The sequence below is a fragment of the Ornithinibacillus scapharcae TW25 genome (assembly GCF_000190475.1).
Taxonomy (GTDB): Bacteria; Bacillota; Bacilli; order Bacillales; family Amphibacillaceae; genus Ornithinibacillus; species Ornithinibacillus scapharcae.
The window spans coordinates 42,906-65,543 of the sequence record NZ_AEWH01000045.1; the positions used below are offsets into that span (position 1 = coordinate 42,906).

At 35.9% G+C, this 22,638-nt stretch carries 16 protein-coding genes and 3 pseudogenes; 7 read left to right on the forward strand and 12 right to left on the reverse strand.

Going from position 1 to position 22,638, the window contains the following annotated elements; translation table 11 throughout:
• Positions 1 to 30: 30 nt before the first annotated feature.
• Complete coding sequence (locus G5W_RS0111690; RefSeq protein ID WP_010096876.1) at positions 31 to 564, forward strand: YceI family protein; 534 nt, start codon at positions 31 to 33, stop codon at positions 562 to 564.
• 159 nt (positions 565 to 723) lie between these two features.
• On the opposite strand, the pseudogene G5W_RS24875 reads toward G5W_RS0111690, so the two are convergent.
• Positions 724 to 1,589, reverse strand: a pseudogene (locus tag G5W_RS24875) (VanW family protein).
• A gap of 293 nt (positions 1,590 to 1,882) precedes the next feature.
• A complete protein-coding gene (locus tag G5W_RS0111700) occupies positions 1,883 to 3,094 on the reverse strand; it encodes an NAD(P)/FAD-dependent oxidoreductase (protein ID WP_010096878.1) in 1,212 nt (403 codons plus the stop codon).
• Between the two features lie 159 nt (positions 3,095 to 3,253).
• On the opposite strand from G5W_RS0111700, the gene G5W_RS0111705 reads away from it, so the two are divergent.
• Entirely contained in the window at positions 3,254 to 3,697 is a 444-nt protein-coding gene (locus G5W_RS0111705; RefSeq protein WP_010096880.1) for a DUF2663 family protein, read from the forward strand.
• A gap of 238 nt (positions 3,698 to 3,935) precedes the next feature.
• Here the strand turns inward: G5W_RS0111705 and G5W_RS0111710 are convergent, their stop codons facing one another.
• The 4 genes from G5W_RS0111710 to G5W_RS24510 all read right to left on the reverse strand — a co-directional run bounded on the left by G5W_RS0111710 (position 3,936) and on the right by G5W_RS24510 (position 7,214).
• Entirely contained in the window at positions 3,936 to 4,937 is a 1,002-nt protein-coding gene (locus tag G5W_RS0111710) for a S66 family peptidase (protein ID WP_010096881.1), read from the reverse strand.
• Between the two features lie 49 nt (positions 4,938 to 4,986).
• Positions 4,987 to 5,466, reverse strand: coding sequence for a GNAT family N-acetyltransferase (locus G5W_RS0111715; protein WP_010096883.1), 480 nt, complete (start codon positions 5,464 to 5,466; stop codon positions 4,987 to 4,989).
• A gap of 189 nt (positions 5,467 to 5,655) precedes the next feature.
• On the reverse strand, positions 5,656 to 6,936 hold the full coding sequence (locus tag G5W_RS0111720) for a SpoIID/LytB domain-containing protein (RefSeq protein ID WP_010096885.1): 1,281 nt from the start codon (positions 6,934 to 6,936) through the stop codon (positions 5,656 to 5,658).
• Between the two features lie 149 nt (positions 6,937 to 7,085).
• Complete coding sequence (locus G5W_RS24510; RefSeq protein ID WP_010096887.1) at positions 7,086 to 7,214, reverse strand: hypothetical protein; 129 nt, start codon at positions 7,212 to 7,214, stop codon at positions 7,086 to 7,088.
• Positions 7,215 to 7,270: 56 nt separating this feature from the next.
• On the opposite strand from G5W_RS24510, the gene uraA reads away from it, so the two are divergent.
• A complete protein-coding gene (gene uraA / locus G5W_RS0111730; protein WP_010096888.1) occupies positions 7,271 to 8,548 on the forward strand; it encodes a uracil permease in 1,278 nt (425 codons plus the stop codon).
• A gap of 31 nt (positions 8,549 to 8,579) precedes the next feature.
• Here the strand turns inward: uraA and G5W_RS0111735 are convergent, their stop codons facing one another.
• The gene (locus tag G5W_RS0111735) at positions 8,580 to 10,748 is read right to left on the reverse strand and encodes a type IA DNA topoisomerase (RefSeq protein WP_010096889.1); all 2,169 of its coding nucleotides are present in this window, start codon (positions 10,746 to 10,748) and stop codon (positions 8,580 to 8,582) included.
• Positions 10,749 to 10,904: 156 nt separating this feature from the next.
• Positions 10,905 to 12,293 carry a D-alanyl-D-alanine carboxypeptidase/D-alanyl-D-alanine endopeptidase gene (dacB, locus tag G5W_RS21030; RefSeq protein ID WP_081472463.1) on the reverse strand — a complete coding sequence of 463 codons (1,389 nt, stop codon included), beginning with the start codon at positions 12,291 to 12,293 and terminating at the stop codon, positions 10,905 to 10,907.
• A gap of 209 nt (positions 12,294 to 12,502) precedes the next feature.
• Between dacB and G5W_RS0111745 the strand changes: the two genes are divergently transcribed.
• Positions 12,503 to 13,783 (forward strand): helix-turn-helix domain-containing protein, encoded by a 1,281-nt coding sequence (locus G5W_RS0111745; protein WP_010096891.1) that lies wholly within the window; start codon positions 12,503 to 12,505, stop codon positions 13,781 to 13,783.
• A 16-nt stretch (positions 13,784 to 13,799) separates the two neighbouring features.
• Positions 13,800 to 13,937 (forward strand): hypothetical protein, encoded by a 138-nt coding sequence (locus G5W_RS23785; RefSeq protein WP_010096892.1) that lies wholly within the window; start codon positions 13,800 to 13,802, stop codon positions 13,935 to 13,937.
• A gap of 371 nt (positions 13,938 to 14,308) precedes the next feature.
• On the opposite strand, the pseudogene G5W_RS22220 reads toward G5W_RS23785, so the two are convergent.
• Together G5W_RS22220 and G5W_RS0111765 are read right to left on the reverse strand one after the other, a co-directional pair.
• Positions 14,309 to 15,882 (reverse strand): annotated as a pseudogene (locus G5W_RS22220) (Vga family ABC-F type ribosomal protection protein).
• 460 nt (positions 15,883 to 16,342) lie between these two features.
• The gene (locus G5W_RS0111765; RefSeq protein WP_010096896.1) at positions 16,343 to 18,097 is read right to left on the reverse strand and encodes a methyl-accepting chemotaxis protein; all 1,755 of its coding nucleotides are present in this window, start codon (positions 18,095 to 18,097) and stop codon (positions 16,343 to 16,345) included.
• Between the two features lie 274 nt (positions 18,098 to 18,371).
• On the opposite strand from G5W_RS0111765, the gene G5W_RS0111770 reads away from it, so the two are divergent.
• Positions 18,372 to 19,967 (forward strand): amidohydrolase, encoded by a 1,596-nt coding sequence (locus tag G5W_RS0111770; RefSeq protein ID WP_010096897.1) that lies wholly within the window; start codon positions 18,372 to 18,374, stop codon positions 19,965 to 19,967.
• A gap of 74 nt (positions 19,968 to 20,041) precedes the next feature.
• On the opposite strand, the gene G5W_RS0111775 is transcribed toward G5W_RS0111770, so the two are convergent.
• Positions 20,042 to 20,398, reverse strand: coding sequence for a YuzC family spore coat inner layer protein (locus G5W_RS0111775; RefSeq protein ID WP_010096898.1), 357 nt, complete (start codon positions 20,396 to 20,398; stop codon positions 20,042 to 20,044).
• Between the two features lie 123 nt (positions 20,399 to 20,521).
• Between G5W_RS0111775 and G5W_RS22225 the strand changes: the two are divergent.
• A pseudogene (locus tag G5W_RS22225) lies at positions 20,522 to 21,771 on the forward strand (DNA polymerase IV).
• Between the two features lie 47 nt (positions 21,772 to 21,818).
• Here G5W_RS22225 and coaW read toward each other — a convergent pair.
• Positions 21,819 to 22,622 carry a type II pantothenate kinase gene (gene coaW, locus G5W_RS0111785; RefSeq protein WP_010096899.1) on the reverse strand — a complete coding sequence of 268 codons (804 nt, stop codon included), beginning with the start codon at positions 22,620 to 22,622 and terminating at the stop codon, positions 21,819 to 21,821.
• Positions 22,623 to 22,638 lie beyond the last annotated feature (16 nt).

Here is a 22,638-nt window from a genome sequence, read left to right on the forward strand (position 1 = left end):
ATAATAAGTTATTATTTGGAGGGAAATTAAATGACAAAAACAGTTTGGACAGTTGACAAAAGCCATAGCTCACTTGAATTTATCGTGAAGCACATGATGATTTCGAAGGTTAAAGGGGTATTTACCGAATTCGAAGCCTCTTTAGAAGCAGATCCAAGTGATTTAACTGGTGCTTCAATAGAATTTACCGTTGATTTAAATAGCATTGATACACGTAATGAGGATCGAGATAATCATCTACGTTCAAATGATTTTCTGGATATAGCAAGTCATCCAAAGATGACATTTGTGGCAACTGATATAAAATCTACTGGAGATAACGAATATGATGTTACAGGAGATCTAACTATTCGTGGGGTAACAAAGCCAGTTACATTTGAAATGACGATGGAAGGTGTTCATAAGGACCCTTGGGGAAATGAAGTTGCTGGGTTCAGTGGAACGGGAAAACTAAATCGTAAAGACTTTGGTCTTGTTTGGAATGCCGCCTTAGAAACTGGAGGCGTACTAGTAGGTGAAGAGGTAAAAATAAACCTAGAAATTGAAGCACATAAACAAGCTTAATGGTTTGAAAACAGAACTACGTTTTATATAAAATACATGAAAGAGGTTTTATTCCAATCTATTTGGGATAAAACCTCTTTTTATAAAAATTTAAATTCACGGGAATCTATATTTACAGTTACCCAATTCACACCAAACCTTGAGCCATTTATCTCTAAATTAATTCTTCTGTCGAGTATGAACTGATTCTGATGTAAAGATTCGAATGGCTAAACGTCCGTCCTTTGCTTTTGAACGAATGAGAATGGGATGGCTTAACTCATTCTTAAAACTAAAGTCTGGTCCCCACCAACTCACTGTAGCATCCTTCCCGGGGGGAACATAGGGTACTCTTCTGCTATGCGAATATCTTTCAACGATTGTAATTCCATTCATATCTACGGCATTAAACAAAGTCGATGACACCTGACATATTCCCCCACCTATATCTTCCGATAGTTCACCTCTCACAATGACCGGAGCTTTTAAATAACCCTTTCCTTTGTACGCTTACCAACCACTTTATTAAATGAAAATGTTTCTCCTGGAAAGAGTACAGTATTATTAATTGCTTCGGCTGCAAGTTGAATATTATGAGACCTTTCTAAGTTGCTTTCTCGATAGTAAGTCATATAATTCCCTATTTCTTTCGTCCGGATTTCCTCTAAAAGTTCGGAATCAACCTTAGGATATATAGCCACTTTGGGTACCTTCATTTCATAGGAAACACCACTATAAAAGAATTCATAAAAGAAGCGAACAAAGTTTTTTCGATCTAACTGATATCCCGTTTTACCAGGGATAATATTCCAGGAATCGTCATATTCTGCATTGATAGCCGGTTCATATATTTGTTCATCAAGGTTATCCATTAGAGTTCTTAATTTTTGAGGATTTACGAAATTATTGTCTATGTAGCGTAATGAAAAATCGTCCCTAATGATTGTTTCATGGATATTTTTTTCAGTTAAGATTAACTCATTTGCTTGTACGGAATTACATAAGAGGAGAATTAACAACAATGATAGTAATAGTAGTCTTTTCATATAACGTTCCCTCCTATGAGTAGTATCTGAAATACTGCCAATTTCATGTACTAACCCAAAACAAAACCTCTTCCATAACACACGAAGCTAAGCATATGTTCATTCCAAAAAACAACCCGAACTAATCATATGTATTCTTATAGTTCGGGCTACATTGCATAGATCAAAATTAAATAGCCTATCTAAAGTCTCGTTTATCTTCCAGCATACTACTTACTAGTCTATATCCGATTATCGTTGCTAATATTGAACTAATCCATGTAAGCGTCTTACGCATGATTTAACACCTCGTTTTAGAATGGTCTTACTTTTCCTTTTTTCACTAACAGATTAATTCCCCCTAGCAGAAATAGATAACGGTCATCTACTACTTTTTTCATTGCAGCAGCAGGCTTTCCATATAATTTTTTGCCACCTAATATGGAACCCATTGCGTCGGTGACTCCTAAGCTCGCGACCGTTCCTTTATCACTAAACACAAATTCTTCTAATGGTTCATGATGAATTAATGAGCGAATATTATTTGCACATGTACTAGCATGTTGCATTGCTGCTTGTGCGGTTGGTGGATAAGGACGTCCCTCTAATTTATTCATAACCCAAGCACAGTCCCCAATAACAAAGATGTTATCGCGACCAGGTGCACGTAAGTCGCCGTTAACCGTGAATCTACCCTTTGTTAGTTCGAATCCGGAATTAGTTAAGACAGGACTCGCTTTTACGCCACCAGTCCAAACAACTGTACCCGCTTTGATTAATTCGTTATCCTCTCCAACAATAAATCCTTCTTTTGTACATTCATTAATTTTAGTACCCTCTAATATTTGTGCACCACGTTCTTGCAATGACTTTCTTGCATAGGAAACTAATTCTTTATCAAAGGTCGGTAAGATACTAGGGGCCGCTTCTACATTAATAATTTTCGCTTTCCCTCGATCAATGTCATACTTTTTACATAACTTAGGTACTCTTTCAACTAATTCTCCAATAAATTCAATCCCTGTAAAACCTCCACCTCCAACCAATATCGTTAGACTTGATTCATCTGCATTCGGGTCCTGATGAAACTTGGCAAATTGATATTCTATATGTTCACGTATTAACTGACTGGATTCAAAGCTCTCTATAAAAAACGCATGCTCGTCCATGCCTTTAATTCCAAATGTGTTCGTCTCATATCCTAATGCAATTACTAAATAATCATAGATCAATTCACTATTTTCTAGTATAACTCGATTATCATCTTGATCGATTTTAACGACTGTATCATAAATTAGTCGCACACGATTGGGACTTATAATATCTTTAATCATAATACGAACTTGGTTTTGGTTAATGGTACCTGCTGCAACTTCGTGTAACCAAGTAGTTTGATAATGATAGTTATGTTTATTTACTAAAACAATCTCAGCTTCTTCTGGGGTAAGATTTTTAATTAACTTTTTAGTTGTCATCATACCGGCATATCCTGCGCCAAGTACAACAATCCTAGGTTTTGTACTCATTCGTAATCACCCTTCTTCACTATATTCACAATCAATCAGCCTATAATCACCTTTTTAGTATGAATCATTACCATGATTTGTATCCGACTAATACTCACTTTTGAAAAAGATGATTAATTTTAATTAGACCAGCATACATATGTCTTAGGGGGGATGTACATGCCATTAGAATCGTTGGATAATCTTTCGGCTGATACCATTAATCTTTTAAAAGAAGTCATAAAGAAGAAAAAAAAGAAAGATCGGTTTGAAAACAACCGAAACCTTTCTTTATTATCAGCACTGTCCCTTTTATTAATTTTTATGATATTACTTTATCTTACTGATTTGTCGAGAGTAACAGACCCATTTATCACTTTCGCGAATATCTTATTAAACCCGTTCTATTTGATTATGATCTCGTTAATTTCGCTTTCATTTGTCTATTATAACTTTTTTCAAAAGAAGTTAAAGAAGGAGAAAGAAAAGCTGAATAAAGTTAGAACTGAGGCGATTGAATATTTAAATGATACGAAGAATATGAATCTACAGGATAATGTAGAGTTGATTAAAAAACTGATGAGAGAAGAATATGATATTAACTTATATGTTAAAAACAAATGATGGTGGGACAAAAGTATTTAGCCTAATTAGAATACGAACAATACTATAGATAGTAGAAAAACCCGCACCGGAAATATTCTTCGCTTTCCGTGGGCGGCTGCTGAGCCTCCTCAGAGCTATCGATTCCCGAGGGGTCTCAGCTAGGCCTATCCCCCACAGGAGTCTCCGTATATTTCCGGTGCTAAAATAGATTTTTGTTCGCTTTTAATTTATCTATTTTTGTTTTGTCCCAGCCTCTTTAGCATACTCCATCTTCCAAAAAGGTAATTTTACTTTCTGTAGCATTAAAATCTACCAGGATCCCTATAGGAAATACATGAGACGGAAACGTATGTCCAACATCCACATTTGTTAATATCGGAATATTCCTATCACCTATCACTTCCAATAATAATTCGTCTAATGTGAAAGGAGCATCTAAATCATCAAATTGTTCATGTTTCCCAACTATTAACCCATTTATTTTATCAAAAACACCTGATACTTTTAACATACTAAATAGTCGTTCTTGGATTGCCATATCTTTATTCGAGTCCTCGATAAACAATATGGCGTCTGTTAAATCTGGAAAATATTCAGAGTTTAGGAATCCAGACATTGTATTCAAATTTCCTCCAATTAATCTTCCTGAAGAACTACCTTCTCGTAAGCAAGTCCATCCTTCGTTCTTGTACATTTTCTTTGCCCTCGTTTGACTATTCCAATCTACCATTTCATCTGTCCATTCATCTGGAATATCAAGTGTGAAAGGTGCATTTTTCTCTTTTGTCACAACATCCCTGAAATATTCTAATCCTTTAGAATTCATGTCCGGATATTCACCAAAGGAGGGTACTATTGCTGGGCCATAAAAAGTGACCAAATCTGTTTTGGCATAAATCCCCAATAAAAGAGCAGTTACATCACTATACCCCATTATAATTTTAGGATTAGACTTTAAATATTCATAATCAAGATAAGGTAATAATGAATTTGAATTTGTACCACCAATTGTACTAATAATCGCTTTAATTTCTGAATTATATATTAAGTCATTTATTTCCTTTGCTCGCGCTTTTATGCTCCCTGAACGGTAAGCCTGGCGTTGATTTGTACAGCTTCCTTCAACAATTTCATAACCAAGTTCTTTTAAATATTTTAATCCCCTTTGGTATCTTTCATGGTATAGCACCGGGGCTGGGGTAGATGGTGTAATGATTCCAATCTTGTCTCCTTTTTGTAACTTTGTAGGCTTGATCAATTTATCCGCACCTTTCTATTATTTAGTATTTATTATGTATCATCTATAATTACGACAGCATAAAGTTCAATATGAATTGTTCACCGATTGGCCCCATTTTTCGCTTTCCAGTATCCTGGAAGCCAACCTTTGCATATAATCTTTGAGCAGCTATATTTTTATGATTAACAGCTAATATTATTTCGTTACAATTTGGGAACTCCTCTAATACGAACCTTCTAAGTATGTTCATAGCGTGTCTTGCATATCCTTTCCCTTGCTCCTTATGGTTTATAGATAAGGAGGTTAAGAGCATGGCGTTCGGATTATCTGTGTATTCCTTCACTCGCTCCGTGGCATGTAATAAAAAGAAACCTACTGGAACAAGATGATGAACTATCACGATACGATGTTGCCCCTCCGTTATTTCCAAATAATTTTTAGGTAACGAAGTAAATTGTCCTTGTTCCATGGGTAATTCAAAAGTACACAATTGCTGGGTATGTTCCTCTGTAAAATGTTTGAGCTCTACAACATCTGTGTTTGGCATTAGCAATCCCCTCTTTCACATACACTATTTTCTATATTTCAAAACTTCTTATATTTTAGCATAACCTTAATATGAATTTACTAACTATTTCAATTGAAAATGCCTGTTTAATAATTTGATATACAAAAAAACACACGCCATTCCTATAGTCATAGCGTGTGTTATAAAAGCCGTTTATCCACAATTTATTTAGTTTGACTGCTTTAAAGCCTTAGAGGATTCGTCCATAATCGTTGTTCCAGGATAGTAAAAGTTGATAATCTCTCGGTAGTTCTTCCCTTTTTCTCCCATAAAGTGAGCACCCCACTGACTCATACCAACTCCATGCCCAAAGCCTCTTCCTTTCATGGTATAGACGTTATCTTTAAGTTCAAGCGAATCAATTAAATAACTTTTAAAGACTGTACCACCGATCATAGGTCGGATACGATTCAGATTAACTTCTTTTAATTCCACTTGTTCAAAGAGTACTAACCCTTCGAATAACATTCTCATAAAGTTAATGGTAATGGATCCAGTTACACTTCTCTGGGAATCCAGTTTTTCACCTTTGAGTTTAAAATCTTGTATTTCCAAAATCTTAATCTCTCCAGGATATCCGTTTCGATTTAACCATGCTTTTATTGATTTTGTAATATCCGGATCCTTTTCTTCTAGTTGACCCCACCAGTTTGAATCTTCGAAATCTATTTCATTATAATCGATTTGTGTTTGATGTAGCTTATATTCCCAAGGATGGATTGGGTCGTAGGGATCTTCCTTTATTGGAAAATACGATAGTTCTTGTCCTCCCCATACATTAGCATTATTTTCCGTAACTCCACCATTACTCGCCGAATAGAACGTTTCTACTAAACGGTTGTTATAAGTAATGACTTCTCCCTTCGTCTCTTCCACTGCTTTCGTCGTATTTTCATCCCATTCATAACCACCATACACTTGATAACTTATCGTATCATCTATTACTTGCCCTAATTTTGAGACTGCATATGTCCTGGCAGCAAGGGTTTGTGCTTTCAGTGTTTCAAGACCCCAGGATGAAAAAACTTCGAACGGGACAACTCCTTTTAAATAATCTTCTAATGGTAATTGGTTAATGGGACGTATGGAGCTATTATCTTCGACTATAAGTTCCATTGCCCCAAGATAAGGTCGTTCATTAATATAAACTACATGACTATAGTCGTAACTTTGTGGAACTAAGACTAAACTCTCGTTAATTTGTTGTTTTTTCTTTCCCTTCTGTTTAATATATAACTTTCCCTTATTTAGGGTTATCGTATAGTTCACTCCTTCTTTCAATGCTAATGTTGGGTCTAAACTAAAATAATCTCCTTCTAATTTCAAATTAATTTTGTCGGTTTGTCCTACATAGTTTACCAGCTTAACCGTTACCATATCATCCGCATTCGTAATTGTCGGTACCATCAATATGCCAATTATTGTTAGTAAAAATGTAAAATATCTCATAGGACTATTTTCTCTTGCAACCGCCTGAATATACATATAAAAAAAAGGATTGACTAATAGATTATTTTTGTGTAACATCTAGTTAAGTTCATACGGTTACCTTTAATTCAGTCCTGTGAGACTGGCAAGGTGTTAGACAGTTTGACTGTCTAGTATAGAATAGGAATGGTATAACCATTTCTATATTCTAATGCATTCATCAAGCACCTTGCCCATTCTGGGTAAGGTGCTTTTTTTCTATCAGTAGAAATGATTATTTTCACTGTTATTATTTCCATTCATCTCTCACCTGGTAACTGTAGAGCTAATAATCAATTAGGGAGAGAATTTTATTATGGCAAAATTTGATGAAATTCAAGTCAATCAACGTTTACCTTTCTTGCAAAGTCTACCATTAAGCTTACAGCACTTATTCGCAATGTTTGGTTCTACTGTCTTAGTACCTATTTTATTCGGGGTTAACCCTGCTACTATTCTACTAATGAATGGGATTGGGACATTATTATACATTTTCATTACGAAAGGACAAATTCCTGCCTACCTAGGTTCAAGTTTTGCATTCCTAGCACCGGTGGGAATCGTCATTGATAAGTTTGGTTATGGATATGCTTTAGCTGGATTTTTAGCTGTTGGTATAATTTTGACACTAGTTGGATTACTAGTGAAGTATGTTGGAACAAGCTGGATTGATGTACTTTTCCCACCAGCAGCTATGGGAGCAATCGTTGCTGTAATCGGGTTAGAACTTGTTCCAGTTGCAGCTCGACAAGCAGGATTAATTGCATCAAACTCAGCAGACACTACATGGTCTATGGACCCCACAACAGTTACCGTATCATTATTAACACTAGCCATCACGGTAATTGGATGGGTGACATTCCGAGGGTTCTTTAAAATCATTCCTATTCTGATTGGTTTTATTGCAGGATACATTATTGCTGTCATGTATGGACTAGTGGATTTAAAAGAAGTGTTACAGGCAGCTGATTGGATACAGGCTCCAACATTTTACACGATGCAATTTGATTGGTCTGCAATCCTTATCATCATCCCTGCAGCATTAGTATTAATACCGGAACATATTGGCCATTTATTTGTAACATCTAATATTGTGAAGAAGGACTTGGCAAAAGACCCTGGACTGGATCGTTCACTTATGGGGAATGGAATTTCGACTATACTATCTAGTTTCGTCGGGTCTACACCAAACACTACTTATGGAGAGAACATTGGTGTATTAGCCATAACAAGAGTTTATTCCACTTGGATTATCGGTGGTGCCGCTGTTATCTCTATACTGTTATCATTTGTCGGAAAGCTTTCAGCACTAATCTCTTCCATCCCTGAGCCTGTACTTGGAGGTATCTCATTACTATTGTTTGGTATTATCGCCGCTAGTGGAATTCGTATGCTAGTGGAAGCAAAAGTGGATTATAGCAAATCTCAAAATCTTATTCTAACGTGTGTAATTCTAGTTATCGGAATTAGCGGTACCACCATAAAAATCGGTGAGGTCGGTTTATCTGGTATGGGATTGGCCACTATAATAGGGATATTATTAAGTATCTTATTTAAAATATTCGATATTCTAAAATTATCAAATGAAAAATAATGATATATTACAATAAAGCTAGTCTGTCAGACTAGCTTTTTATGTTTTCAAACTCCATCGTCCATGAATAATAATCATGATTAGGATTCTTCTCATATGTTAAGTAAGCATTAAATTTCTTCCCTTGTTTACTTGTCAATCCCTTAACATATGCTTTCTTATTGGATAATAGGCTTTTCACTAAGGTTTTAGTAGGTTTTTTCTTCAATGCAGCCAAGTATTTATCATTTTTCCAAATGACAAATTTGCAACCCTGTTTCCACTTACTACAGCCGAAGCCTTTTTTACCTTCGATGATATTACCACCACAGTTTGGACAAGTGCCAAGTATCTCCCTGGAGGAACGTGTAGAACCAGAAATTTCATGAATCGTAACCTCTTTATCCTTCTTAATAGTCTCAACAGACTCAGTTGTAAAATGATAGATGGTATTTAGAAATTCTTTCTTGTTTACTGTACCTTTTTGAATATCTGATAACGTCTTTTCTAAACGTCCAGTAAATTCTAGGTCAAATAAAGGCTTCACTGGAAAGGTGTCAACTAATCGTCGACCAAGCTCAGTCGTTACAAGACTTTTCCCTTGGAATGCAATATATCCTACATCCTTTAGTTTCTTGATTGTATCCGCCCTTGTAGCTGGCGTTCCAATACTAAATCCTGTCAAGATGCTTCCAACAAGCTCTTCATCACTTTCTTCTTCCTTATAGCTCTTTCCACAGGTTTCCATCACTCTTAATAATGTCTTTTCTGTGTGAGGCTTTGGAGGTTTCGTAACATGTGTCGTTACGTCAGAATTAAAGACCGTTACAATTTCATTCTGTTGAACATTCGGAAGCAATTTATCTTTTGAATTAATTTGTTCAACCTTTTTCCAGCCCTCAACGAGCTGGATCTTCCCCTTAGATACAAAGACACCTGTTAAATCTACATTTAGTATTTTCGTTATTAATTTGGTTTCTTCATATTCGGCAATCGGCATAAATTGCATAATGAAACGATTTTTTATTGCTGAATATACGATTTGTTCATCTGGAGATAATCGTTTTGGTTTCACATACGTAGGAATGATGGCACTATGACTTTCTACCTTTGCATTATTAAATAGCCGTTTGGACTTCACGAACTTGATTTCATCCCGATACGGTAAATCCTCGGCAATTGTTTGTAATACTTTCGCCGTTTTCCCTACTAAACTTTCCTCTAGGGCCGTACTAGATGTTCTAGGATACGTAATAAACTTTTTCTCGTAAAGTGTCTGTGCTACTTTTAATACTTTATCTGATGTCCAACCTTTATATTTACTCGTAATATATCCTTGGAGATTCGATAAATTAAATAGAAAAGGTGGAAATTCCTTTTTCTTCTCCACGTTTTTCTCGATAATTGTAGCTTGATGATTTTGTATCAGCTCGTCCACCTTGTCTAATATTTCCTTCTTTTTAAACTTATCCTCGGATTCCTCGACGTATGTACCTTCATAACTCTCACTTGTATTTGTTTGAAAAGTTGCCGTTAATTTAAAGTAATCCTCCGGAACAAAACCTTCAATCTCCTTATCACGGTCATAAATAATTTTTAATGTCGGGAGAAGAACCCTTCCTATATTTAGTGCTTTTCCCTTTCCTTTTTGATACTTTAATGTGGCAACTGAAGTTAAGTTGATACCGATTAACCAGTCTGCCCATTGTCTACTTACTCCAGCATCTTGCAATGGCCGTAATTCTTCATTTAATTTTAACGATGCAAGTCCTCGAATTACTTCGTCTTTCGTCCACTCATTTAATAGTAAACGATAAATAGGTTTACTAGGTTTGGCACGGTAAATAATACTATCGCCTATTAATTGACCTTCACGATCATAGTCACATGCTGAAATAATTCGAGTAACATCTTGCCGGTTCATTAAATGATGAATGATTGCTAATTGTTTCTTAGCACCTTGGTCTGCCCACTGCCTACTCTTCGGATTGCTTTTTACTTTATATTCAAATTTTGTAGGAATAAACGGGAAGTTTTCCATTTTCCAACTAGTCATCTTACTATCGTAATCTTTCGCATCATACAATTGTAATAGATGTCCAAATGCCCAGGTAATCACATAGTCATTACCTTCAAAATAGCCGTCCTTCTTTCCTTTTATTCCTAGGGCATCGGCTATATTTTTAGCAACAGAAGGTTTTTCTGCTAATATTAAATTCAACTAAACACCTACTTTCATTAATGAGCACATATCGGAAAAATAATTATCGTATATGGGTTTGATAGAGGAAAATAGCGGGTGAGTTTATTATACTATATAAACTAGGAGTTTTCATAACTAAAATTGACCCTTAGATATTTTAAAAGAGCAAAACAATTAAGAACCAATTGTTTTGCTCTTTCCTATAATAATTTCTACAATACTATCAATTATTCCTGGACCTTCTTCTTCATCCATAAGATTATTTAACATGATAGAGAAAATCAACTCTTCCCCTTCAACTGTCGTCACGTAACCAGATAAAGTACTCACTCCCATGATGGTACCTGTCTTTGCATGAACCTTTATATCCACTAGACGATCATTTAATGTTCCACCAACCATTCTATCTGGAACTCCCGAAACCGGTAGCGAATGAAAAAAACTAGGGAACCATGTTTCTTCCTGGATACGATAAAGAAATTTGGATATTTCATCTGGTGGAATTAATGTAACATGGGATATACCCGAACCATCACGAATAACTAGTTTTGATGTATCTACCCCTAGCGTTTCTAAAGTGGAATTCATCACTTCCAGCCCACTTTCCCAGCTACCTTCTCCCTTTACGACTTTCCCTAATTCTTTTACAATTATCTCCCCATGACCATTATTGCTCAGCTTCATAAAGGGAATACATATTCTTGATAATGACATCGAGTTTTTTTGGTGTAACAGTATGGAGTTATTGGTTTTTTCACCTTGGATTAAATGTCCATTAATCTTAATACCATTCTTATGTAATTTATCTCGAAATAGGGATAGTACATAATGAGTTGGTTCCCAAACTGCAACCCATTCACGCGTACATGCAGACGATATTGGGATGGTCCCTTCTACAAAGACAATATTACTGCCATGTTTTCTATTAATGGTGATTTCTGGCTCTGTTTCTTCCTCTTGTACAGTCACGGCATTATTTATTATTGTTATGTAGTTATTTGGTGGTTCCGATATGATTTCTGGCTTGTCACCAATCTTCTTACCTGGTGAAATGTTTAACATTACTGTACCATTATCATAGTCCTCATTTGGTGAAATAGTTAGGGCAGAAACCTGTGCACCATAATAGTAGTGTTCATCATTCCAATTCAAGTCCTTTGATAGTCGAACATCGTCATACCATGTGTCATCACCAATAATATTTCCTTGGATTTCAGTAATTCCTGTTTCTTTTATTACCTTACAGAAATTCTCCATATCACTATCTAATAAAGTTGGATCTCCTTTTCCCTTAATAATTATATTCCCCTTCAGCTTCCGTTCTGTAATCTCACCTTCCAACCACAGCTCCGTTGAGAAAGTATAATCTTCTCCTAGCACTGATAAGCCAACAGCTGATGTAAACACCTTCATATTGGAAGCAGGATGCATCCGATAATTCCCCATGTGATCGTACAATACTTCACCATTCTTCTTTGATCGAATACTGATACCTACTAGTGCTCCATTTAACTTTGGTTCCATTTTGATAAACTCATTTATTCTCGACCATTTATGACTCATTCTTTATCAATCCTCTCTTTTATCTCCATATTTTAGGTAAAAATGTAAAAATTCACTCCTAGTTCGTAGTTATTCAGGAAAACTTTCCTAATTTCTAACGATATCGAGCAAAAAAAGCACTATTTTCTAATTTTGTTGAATATTGTCATAACTGTATGGTAATCTTATAATTTTTTCCTTATAATGATAGCCATAGAGGTGAGGTATATATGGGTATTGATTTAGGACAAGCCATTAAAATAAACCGGTTGAAGTCGAATATGACTCAATCAGAGCTTGCCAGCGGGATAATCTCAGTTTCATACTTATCCAAAATAGAAAATGGAACTGCTGAGCCCCCGAAAGAAGTTATTGAGTTATTAGGAGAAAAGTTACAAATTAACCTGCTAGATTCAGAGGAACTAATTACTGCTCAGACTATTATTCGTTGGTTCCACCTTCTTTTACAATCCAATGTTGATGAATCTATAAGGCTTTACAACAGGATTAAAAACAATTTATCCAGTGTTATCGACAAAAAGATGTTATCACTCATAGAGATTCATAAGCTTTACTACAATGTTCTAATAAGCGATATGGAAGAAGCAGAGAAACTTATTTTCTCCCTACAAAAAAGTTCAAAAAGATTCACTGAGACTGAAATGTACTATTATTTTAAATTTGTCGGGAACTATCATTATGAGAAGTTAGAATACAAAAGAGCATTGGATAACTATCAACAAGCTGAAAAATATACTAAGTCAGATTTATTCCATCAATCAGAGGAAATTCATCATTTATATTATCTAATTAGTTCGGCTGCCAGTAAGAGTAGACAACCACATTTATCTCTAATATATTCCATCAAAGCACTGGAATATTACCAAAGTAATTATGATTTGAAGAAGTGTGCGGAGTGTCATATTCTAATGGGTATTTCTTATCAAAGAGTAAAAGATTCACAAAATGCTAAGAAAAGCTACAATTACGCAATTAATATTGCAGACAAATTAGGAAATATCGAATTACTGAAACTTTGTTATCAAAATATTGGTTCTCTCTCTTCCGAGGCAAAAGAACATACGGATGCAATTATTTTCTATTTGAAAAGCTATGAACTTCGAAAGGAAGATATTATTCCTAGAAGGATTGTACCTGTTTCAAGTCTAATGAAGGAATACTACAAATTAGGCGACATCATCAATGCAAAGCTTTGGCTAGAATTAGGATTAGACTTAATAAAGGCACTCCCTCCTACTAAGTCTGTTCACATCTATGAATTTAAAGTTTTCCAATACTTAATAAATGGAACTACTGGTACTAATACTTCCTTTGATATTTTTATGCTGCATGAAGTTCTTCCATTTCTTGAAAGAAAGCAATTGTTCTATGAGAAAGCGTTCTATTTAAAACACCTTGCCCTATATTATAGGGATAATAGAAAATACAAACTATCCAGTTACTATTTTGAGGAAGCCTATCAAACATTGGAAGCAATGTCTGATATTTGAAAGGAGGTGAAGTATAATGAAAAAAGCATTATTAGCCTTCTTTCTAATAACTTTTTTATTCCTTACGGGGGGTCTAATATCTACTGCAAGTATGACTCTTAACCAATATGATGTTTTAGTATTAAATGATGAAGAGCCAGATCCTTGGAGCTAAAGCAGTGTATAAGTTTTTCTTTCCTTGTCACCCCTACTAAGCAGGTTGTGTTAATGTTACACGGGTAGATAATCCACGTTTCACCTTCGTTTTTTTCTTCACGACATACTCTACTTTATAGAATGACAAGGAAAATACCCATAAATGAGACAATCTTCCTCACCTCTTCCCTTTGAAGAAAATTAATACCCCGAACTTTTCCGTTCTATTATTAATTACTGCCTCATTTTAGGTATTTTATTTACCTCCTCTATAAAAAACAAAGGCATATCCATCAAGATTAGGATATCGCCTTCGTTATTTTCGAAGCAGAAGCAGTTTAAAACAACTACTTTCTGCATCAATTAGAAGAGTAGCAGAGTAGTTCCCCGCTACTCTTCTTTCCTCTTATATTCTCTCTTCTGAATAAGCAATTCCTGAAACTCCCTTTCCAACTCCGGTGTCGGTGCTATACTTAATCGACTGAGTACATCTGATAGTTTTGTTTCAATGACCATTAGTTGCTGTTCCGTTTCATCAAGACTCTTGGGCTTAAAGTTCATAAAAGATTGATAATCCCCGTCGAACATTCTCATTCCCTTATCTTCAAGTGCAACAATTTTATTGGCTACCTTTTCAATAAATTTCCTATCGTGTGAAACAAATACAACAGTCCCCTTATATTCTTTTAATAGTGATTCTAATGCTTCCATTGCAGTAATATCTAAGTAATTCGTTGGCTCATCTAAAATCATCGTATTAATCTCGCTTAAGAAAATTTTTGCGAAGGCTACCTTTACTCTTTCCCCACCACTTAACACATGTACCTTTTTATGCACATCGTCACGAAAGAAGTGTAACCTTCCTAAAACCGTTCGCACTAATGACGGATCCTGCTGAGAAGATGCCATAACATTTTCTAAGATTGACTTATCCACATCTAATATATCAAGGTTTTGACTAAAATACCCTATTTTAGCAGATGGAGAAATTTCTATTCCTTCTTCATTAGAAAGTATCTTTTTGATAAACGTCGTTTTCCCTACTCCGTTGTTTCCGATTATTGCAACTTTGTCCCCTGAAAAAATTGGAAAAGATGTTTTTTCCCATAATAATCGTTCTCCAATTCTTCCTTCTAAATTTTCCACCCTTATAACTACCTTGTTTCCTAACATAGTGGAATTGATTACGTCCATATTTAGAGGCGGCTCTTCTTTTACCTTTTCTACTTTTTCTAATCTTTCTATTCTTGATTTAATCGCATTTGCTGCTGTTTCTAGTTTTTTTGTTTTTTGGCGAAGTATGGTTTACCACCAATAAGATTGGCATCAGAATCACTCGTATTCTTCGGATTTTTTGTGGCTCTAGCTGCTTTTCTTTTTTTCATTTCCAATGCTTTCTCTAATTGCCGCTTTTCGTATACATACTGTTTGTACTCTTCTTGTTGCCTCTCTTCTTCCATTTCTTTTTGTTCTTTATATGCTGAATAATTCCCATTATAAATGGAAATACCGCCATCTTTTATCTCCCATATCTTATTGCAAAGAATGTCAAGGAATGCGCGATCATGCGAAACAATTACAACTGCACCTGTCCACCGCTTCAGATGTTGCTCTAGTTTTTCAATATGCTCTTTATCTAAATTTGTTGTCGGTTCATCAGCGAATAATATATCTGGTTTTGCTGCAAGGACATCGTTTATAAATTGCTGGGTAACTTCCCCACCACTCTTAGTATTATTCGTTAGTTTTAGTTGTGGAAGTAGGGATAAACTAGAGACAGAATGAACCGTTCCATGGAAGTCCATCTCCTTACCAGTCAGAATATGAACTAACGATGTTTTCCCACTTCCATTCTTTCCAACTATCCCAATAAAGTCTCCTTTTTGGATTTTTAGGTTTTCTACATGTAGTATTTCTTTTCCGTCTACTTCATACCGTAAATCTTGGGCCTCTAATAATAGCATACTAACACCCCATTTTTCGTAAAATAAAAAGCCCCTATTCACGAAGAATAGGAGCTTAAAATCCACACTAAATAATAAAACATTATGAAATAAAGTGTTCATTAATGTTTACATGAGCAGAATTTAATCCTATTCTTCGTGAACGAATAAAAACGCATACTAAATAAAAGGGTAATACCCTTCAAAACATGCATTATTCAAATCACGATTTTAAAAATAGGATTATATTAACATCTGCCCAAGTAACACCCTTTCCGAATTTTATTATGTTTACTATATACTAAGACACGATTCTGTGTCAATTGTAAAAATCATGTTTGCATATGTTTTATCAGTTTGATTGCAATTAAAAAAGGACTCCATTTCATATTCGAATTGGAGTCCTCATTCGGTTATTTATTATTTGTAACATTTGAACAAACTCGTTAACACCTGCATGGGCTTTTTTTATCTTCCCATTCTAAATCTTAAATTGTCCAACAAGCGAATGAAGTTGATCTGCTAATTTGGCTAAGTCCTCTGAGCTTCTAGTCATTTCTTCCATAGAACTACTTGTTGCCTGAGTGGAAGCAGATGTTTGTTCAATGCCCGCTGCTGACTCTTCTGAAATTGCAGCAATTTCCTCCACGGAAGACCCCATCAGCTGGGTAGTGTCTGCAATATCCATAAGATTCTGTTTTACAACGCGGATACTATTAACCATATCTGTTATAGCCTTGTTGATTTCGTTAAACGTTGCACTAGTATGGGTTATTTGTGTGGTACCTTGTTGTACCTCTTGGTATCCAGACTCCAGCGCTACTGTTACCTCACTAGTCTCTTTTTGTATTTTCTTCACAATATCTGTTATATCTGACACAGAGGTTGCTACTTGTTCCGATAATCTTCTCACCTCATCAGCTACAACTGCAAAGCCTTTCCCATGCTCCCCTGCTCGAGCCGCTTCGATTGCAGCATTCAAAGCTAATAAATTAGTTTGATCTGCTATATCATATATAACGCCAACTAATTGACCAATTTCTTTTGAATTCTCATCTAGTCCACGCACTTTTGAAACGGCCTCTTTTACAATTTCGTCGATACGGCCCATTTGGGTTCCCGATTTTTGCATGAGGTTACTTCCCTGACCAGCTAATTCAAGAACTGATATAGAAGAGTGTTGAATCCTATCTCCATTTACATTTGCCTCTTGAACTTTTGTAGAAAAGTTTTGCATAGTATGTGCAAGGTTACTAGCACTATCTGCCTGTTTTTCGGAACCGGCAGCTAGTTCTTGCATAGTGGATACAACTTGCTCTGCTCCTGTACTTACTTCATTAGCTGCGTGCATAAGTTCTTCACTTTGAGCAGTAACTGTATTGGAAACCGTTGATACTTGATGAATAATATCTTTCAAATATAGATTCATTCGATTAATGGAATTCGCCAATTGACCGATTTCATCATTTCCAACATAGTCGATATCTGTTACAGTTAAATCTCCTTCAGCAATACGGTTACTTACTTGAACTAACTTTTTCAAATTTCGTGAAATGATTCTACTAATAAATATAGCTAGAATGATACCACTTACTATCGTAATCGATAAAAATATAATTTGTGTCACAATGGTTTGTCTTTGGCTCTCAATTGCCTGATCCATTGCGCTTTTACGGTCAGCGTCAACTGTAGCGACTAATTGGTCTAGTAAATCTATTGTCTGTTCACGGATCTCACTTGTTTGTTCCAAATATGATTCTGCAGATCTTGTATTTTCACTTTTTAGTGCGTTAACGAGATAGTTCGTAAATATTCGATATAGCTCTTGGTTGTTTGACGTTATTTGTTGAAATAATTCTTCTTGTTCCTTGGTATTTATAATGAGTCGAACATCGCTAGCAAGCTTATTGTACTCTACCTGGTTTTCTTTAAATACTTCTATTAAATCCGGATCCTGCTCTTGGTAATACGAAACGATGTATACACTCATATTACGAGTTAATGAGCCCATTTCTGCAATGTTCATCGCAACATCACTTTTCGAATCTAATTCTTTTATCTCCTTACCAATTCCCATAATAGAATTTGATACAAAGACTGATGATCCAATGAATAATATGATGACGATTGCTAATGTAATGCCATACTTCCATCCGATTCTAATGTCACGGAACTTATATTTTTTCCCCTTGATTTGTTTTTGTTTTTGTTTTTCCTTTTCCTTTTTCAGTTTCATTTTCTGACCCCCAAAGTATGTAAATACTACCTGAAAATAAAGTGAAACAACATATGTAGTAAAACGTGAGATAAAACACTAATAAAAACAGTCTCTCTTTTCTGTAATCTCTAAATTAATAATAATCCAAGAATCGTCAAATTTCAACAAAACTCGGTCGGTGTATGAATATTGACTGATGCCCTTTGGACTAGTATGATAATTCTAATTTCATTATATATTTAAAAGGAACTGTTTTAATGGAATGTATCCTAATTATCCAAGGAGTAATATCATGCGAAAAATATATACAAATGGGAACTTCTATACATTTAATCCTACTACACCCTTCGTTCAAGCAGTTGTAACTGAAAATGGTAGATTTATTGATTTCGGTTCAGAGCGTGACATGCTCTTGCACTGGAATAATTCAAATTCACAAGTTATCAATCTCGGTGGTAGAACCGTGACACCTGGCTTAGTAGATAGTCATCTTCATCTATCTCTAATAGCCGAGCAATTTCTTAACCTTGATTTGACTGGAATAACTTCTAAACTTGATTTGTTACAACGGATTCAAGCTAAAGCACGTGAATTAGAACCAGATGAGTGGTTACTTGGTAGTGGGTGGGATGAAAATCTCTTTACGGATGGCCATATTCCTACGATAGAGGAGCTTGATCATGTTGCCCCTCACAATCCAATATTTTTAACTAGAGTATGTACTCATGCAGCTCTGGCAAATAGCAAGGCGTTCGAAAGAAGTCGTTACCATTCTTCCATGGCGATACCGGAAGGCGGATCTATTGTACTAGATGAAACAACAAAGAAGCCGACTGGCTTAATACTGGAGTCGGCATCTACTATTTTCACCCAACATGTCCCTGAAAAGTCATATGATGAAATCAGGAAGTCCATGCGAAAAGCTATTCAACATGCTTTACAAAAGGGATTAACTAGTGTGCATACGAATGACCCATTATTTCTTGGTGGACTAGACCAAACGTACAAAATTTATGACTCTCTATTAAATGATGAAAAACTCGGTCTTCGTGCTAATCTATTAATTAATCATGACTTCTTAGATGATTTACATGAATCAGGAATGTATACTGGATTCGGGAATGAGACACTTCAAATTGGCGCTGTAAAGATTTTTGCTGATGGTGCTTTCGGTAGAAGAACAGCACTATTATCTGAGGCATATCATGATGATCCTAGTAACTACGGAGAAGCTATGTTTGATCAAGAAGCACTTACCGATATTGTCAGAAGAGCAAGAGATTTATCTATGCCAATTGCGGTACATACCATTGGTGATAAAGCATTGGAAAATGTTCTGGATGTTCTAGATTTGTTTCCAGCCGTCCACTATCGTGACAGATTAATACATGTCCAAGTACTTCGTAAAGAATTAATCAGTCGTTTAGCAAAACCTACTCGTATAGCAGACATTCAGCCTAAATTTGTTCCGAGTGATTTTCCTTGGGTAGAAGAACGGCTTGGCAAAAAGCGAACTAAAGCATCTTATGCTTGGAAGACACTACTAGATAATGGGGTTATTTGCGCTGGGGGTTCTGATTCACCAGTCGAACCCGTTGACCCACTGCTCGGTATTCATGCAGCTGTTACAAGAAAAACTCCTGGAGAGTCACACGATGGGTATAATCCAAGCGAAAAACTCTCTATGTTAGATGCTTTTCGACTGTTTAGTGAATTTACTGCTTATGCAACCAATGAAGAAACCGTCAAAGGAACCATCTCAAGAGGGAAGTTAGCAGACATGACCGTTCTTTCCCATAACCCATTTACAATGGACAATCCTGATGAATTATTAAAAACAAAAGTAGAAATGACAATTATTGATGGGGAAATCAAGTATCAAATATAACGCAACCTTCTTTCTTTTACTTTAAAGAATAGGAATGCCAGTCGAATCTCCGACTGGCATTTTTGGCGTTCGGGTTATTTCCACCTTAGTGCTATTGTTAGTTTGCAACAGTCTGTCTCTTTTACCTTAGAATTAAATTCCATCCGTAAACCATCCGGATTAAAATGAACATCAACCTCCGATGTTATGCCAATTGATTTTATTAAGTTCTTTACCTCAACCATGTTCGATTCCTGTGCAGCCGCCATGACTTTTTTATCAAATTCCTTTGAATCTGCAAAACGGTTTAATACAATACTTGCCTCTTTCATTAATTTTCTCGTTTCATTAGCTGAATCATATAGAAATCCTGGATCTACTTCCGGAAATTGACGATATACATTCGTTTGATAAGGATAAGGCAGATAGTAGTAGACTGGATAATAATACATCCTGTTTCCTCCTCTAGTTTTTTCTAATACAACATCATATGCTATGCGGGATAAATTTCCATTGATAATTCCATTAAAAATACCTATAATAGGAACAAACGTTCTTGTTGGTGGTGAAACATAATGGATTATTCGGCTTATCCCCGTCATGATGTACTTTGTATAGATATGCGTTCCTTTTACGCTAGCGTAGAGGCAGTTAAATTAGGACTAGACCCCATGAAGACAATGCTAGCTGTTGTGGGAGATCCAAGTAGGTCTGGAAGTATTGTTCTCGCAGCTTCCCCCGCCTTAAAAGAAAGGTACGGAATTAGTAATGTCAGTCGATTTTTTGAACTACCAAATGATCCAAATATCCATATCGTGCCCGCTCATATGGCTGACTACCTTCAAGTCTCGGTAGAAATCACCAGACTAATTAATCAATATGCTCCCAAAGAAGCTATCCATCAATATTCTGTTGATGAAGTATGGGTAACCCTTGACGGAGTTAGTAAGTTATTTGGTGCACCTATTGAAATCGCCGAAAAGATAAAACAAGATATACTCGAAAGTTTTGGAATTACTTGTTCGATTGGAATTGGTGATAATAAATTTTTAGCTAAGGTAGTCATGGATTTACACGCCAAAAAGGTCGGTATAGCAGAATGTCGATATGAAGATGTAGAAGAAAAACTCTGGCCATCCCCTGTCGAAGATATTTGGGGCATTGGTGGCAGGATGAAGCGAAACCTAAATCGCATGGGAATTATTACACTAGGACAGCTCGCGAGATTTGACTTGAACCGTTTAAAAAAAGATTCGGTGTCATGGGTGAACAACTGTATTGGCATGCATGGGGAATTGATTTAAGTCCAGTATATGGAAACTTTGTAAAGCATGAACAAAAAGGATTCGGCCATGGAATTGCCCTTCTAAGGGATTACACGGAGAAGGAAGTTTCTGTTTGTATTTTAGACCTTTGTGAAGAAGTTTGTCGAAGAGCGAGAACAGCAGGAAAAACCGGAAAGACCATCCATCTTGGAATCGCTTATTCAAAAGAAAGCGGGGGCGGATTCTCTCGCTCACGCTCTATTCCAATCCCGACTAATGTCACAATGGATATATATCATGTTTGTATGCAGCTTTTCCATGAGTTTTATGATGGACATAGTCATATTCGTCATGTATATGTTACCTTAAATAATTTATATGAAAAAGCCGAGGTACAATTAGATTTATTCGAGGATCGTTCCAAAAAAACTGATATCGGCTATGTGATGGATGCTATTCGTGATAAATACGGTGCCACCGCAATTCTTAGGGCTAGTAGTTTTACTGATGCTGGAGTTACATTAGACCGAAGTAAAAAGATTGGTGGACATCGTGCCTAACGAGAAGGATACTTCAGAGGTGGATTCTCTCCCCTGAAGTATCCTCTTTATTTTCTTATTAACGCACCAATTGCACCAGCGTGTGTTCCTTTGTTTAGAAAGATTGGTTCATATGACATCATTTCTCTAAAACTTAAAAACACATCTTGTAGTGGTTTATTATGTTCAACAGTTCCCCCAATAAAGACAATTTTGGAGACTTTCTTCGTAGAGACTACTTGTCGCGCTAGGAGGATAATGGTCTCCCCTATTAGTTGCATAACACTAGACAGATAATCATTAGAAGATGCTTCCTTATTCAAATGAACCTTCCCAAGATTACTAGCAGTCAGGTCACCATAAATCGGTGGTTCCTCTGGGTAATAAATATCCCGAACCAATAAATCACTATTTCGTTTATCTCCCGAGTTAGCCATACTCGTAAAGGTTTGAAAATCTGTACGATGGGTAATAAGATAACCTAGACCCATTAAGGTTCCTCCCCCGATTCCGCTTCCTAGAACACGCTCGTAGGTGTCAGAAGTTACATGAAATATCGACGTACCTGTACCGATATTTACTAAAATAAACTCTTCATCTAATACATTATTTTCTTGAAGCAAGTATCTCGTTCCAGAAACAACCGCTTCAAATTCATTTACTATAACACTGTTATGACACCAGTTAGATTGCAAAATACTCGCTTTACCACCAGTAATGGAAAGCATTGCTTCTGGGGATAGGAAGGTTAGCCATTTGACCACTTCTTCTAAATCCTGATTGGAGAAAGTTTTTATATGTAAATTTTCTTTTTCCTGATAAGCAACCTTAACAAGAGATCCCCCAGCATCAATCCCTATTTTATCAACCAAACTCATCTCTCCCTTC

Bases quoted from the DNA above. Each gene is read 5' to 3' on its own strand.
- G5W_RS0111690 (WP_010096876.1), top strand. From the start codon at position 31: ATGACAAAAACAGTTTGGACAGTTGACAAAAGCCATAGCTCACTTGAA.
- G5W_RS0111700 (WP_010096878.1), bottom strand. From the start codon at position 3,094: ATGAGTACAAAACCTAGGATTGTTGTACTTGGCGCAGGATATGCCGGT.
- G5W_RS0111705 (WP_010096880.1), top strand. From the start codon at position 3,254: ATGCCATTAGAATCGTTGGATAATCTTTCGGCTGATACCATTAATCTT.
- G5W_RS0111715 (WP_010096883.1), bottom strand. From the start codon at position 5,466: ATGCCAAACACAGATGTTGTAGAGCTCAAACATTTTACAGAGGAACAT.
- G5W_RS0111720 (WP_010096885.1), bottom strand. From the start codon at position 6,936: ATGAGATATTTTACATTTTTACTAACAATAATTGGCATATTGATGGTA.
- G5W_RS24510 (WP_010096887.1), bottom strand. From the start codon at position 7,214: ATGGAAATAATAACAGTGAAAATAATCATTTCTACTGATAGAAAAAAA.
- uraA (WP_010096888.1), top strand. From the start codon at position 7,271: ATGGCAAAATTTGATGAAATTCAAGTCAATCAACGTTTACCTTTCTTG.
- dacB (WP_081472463.1), bottom strand. From the start codon at position 12,293: ATGAGTCATAAATGGTCGAGAATAAATGAGTTTATCAAAATGGAACCA.
- G5W_RS0111745 (WP_010096891.1), top strand. From the start codon at position 12,503: ATGGGTATTGATTTAGGACAAGCCATTAAAATAAACCGGTTGAAGTCG.
- G5W_RS23785 (WP_010096892.1), top strand. From the start codon at position 13,800: ATGAAAAAAGCATTATTAGCCTTCTTTCTAATAACTTTTTTATTCCTT.
- G5W_RS0111765 (WP_010096896.1), bottom strand. From the start codon at position 18,097: ATGAAACTGAAAAAGGAAAAGGAAAAACAAAAACAAAAACAAATCAAG.
- G5W_RS0111770 (WP_010096897.1), top strand. From the start codon at position 18,372: ATGCGAAAAATATATACAAATGGGAACTTCTATACATTTAATCCTACT.
- G5W_RS0111775 (WP_010096898.1), bottom strand. From the start codon at position 20,398: ATGTATTATTATCCAGTCTACTACTATCTGCCTTATCCTTATCAAACG.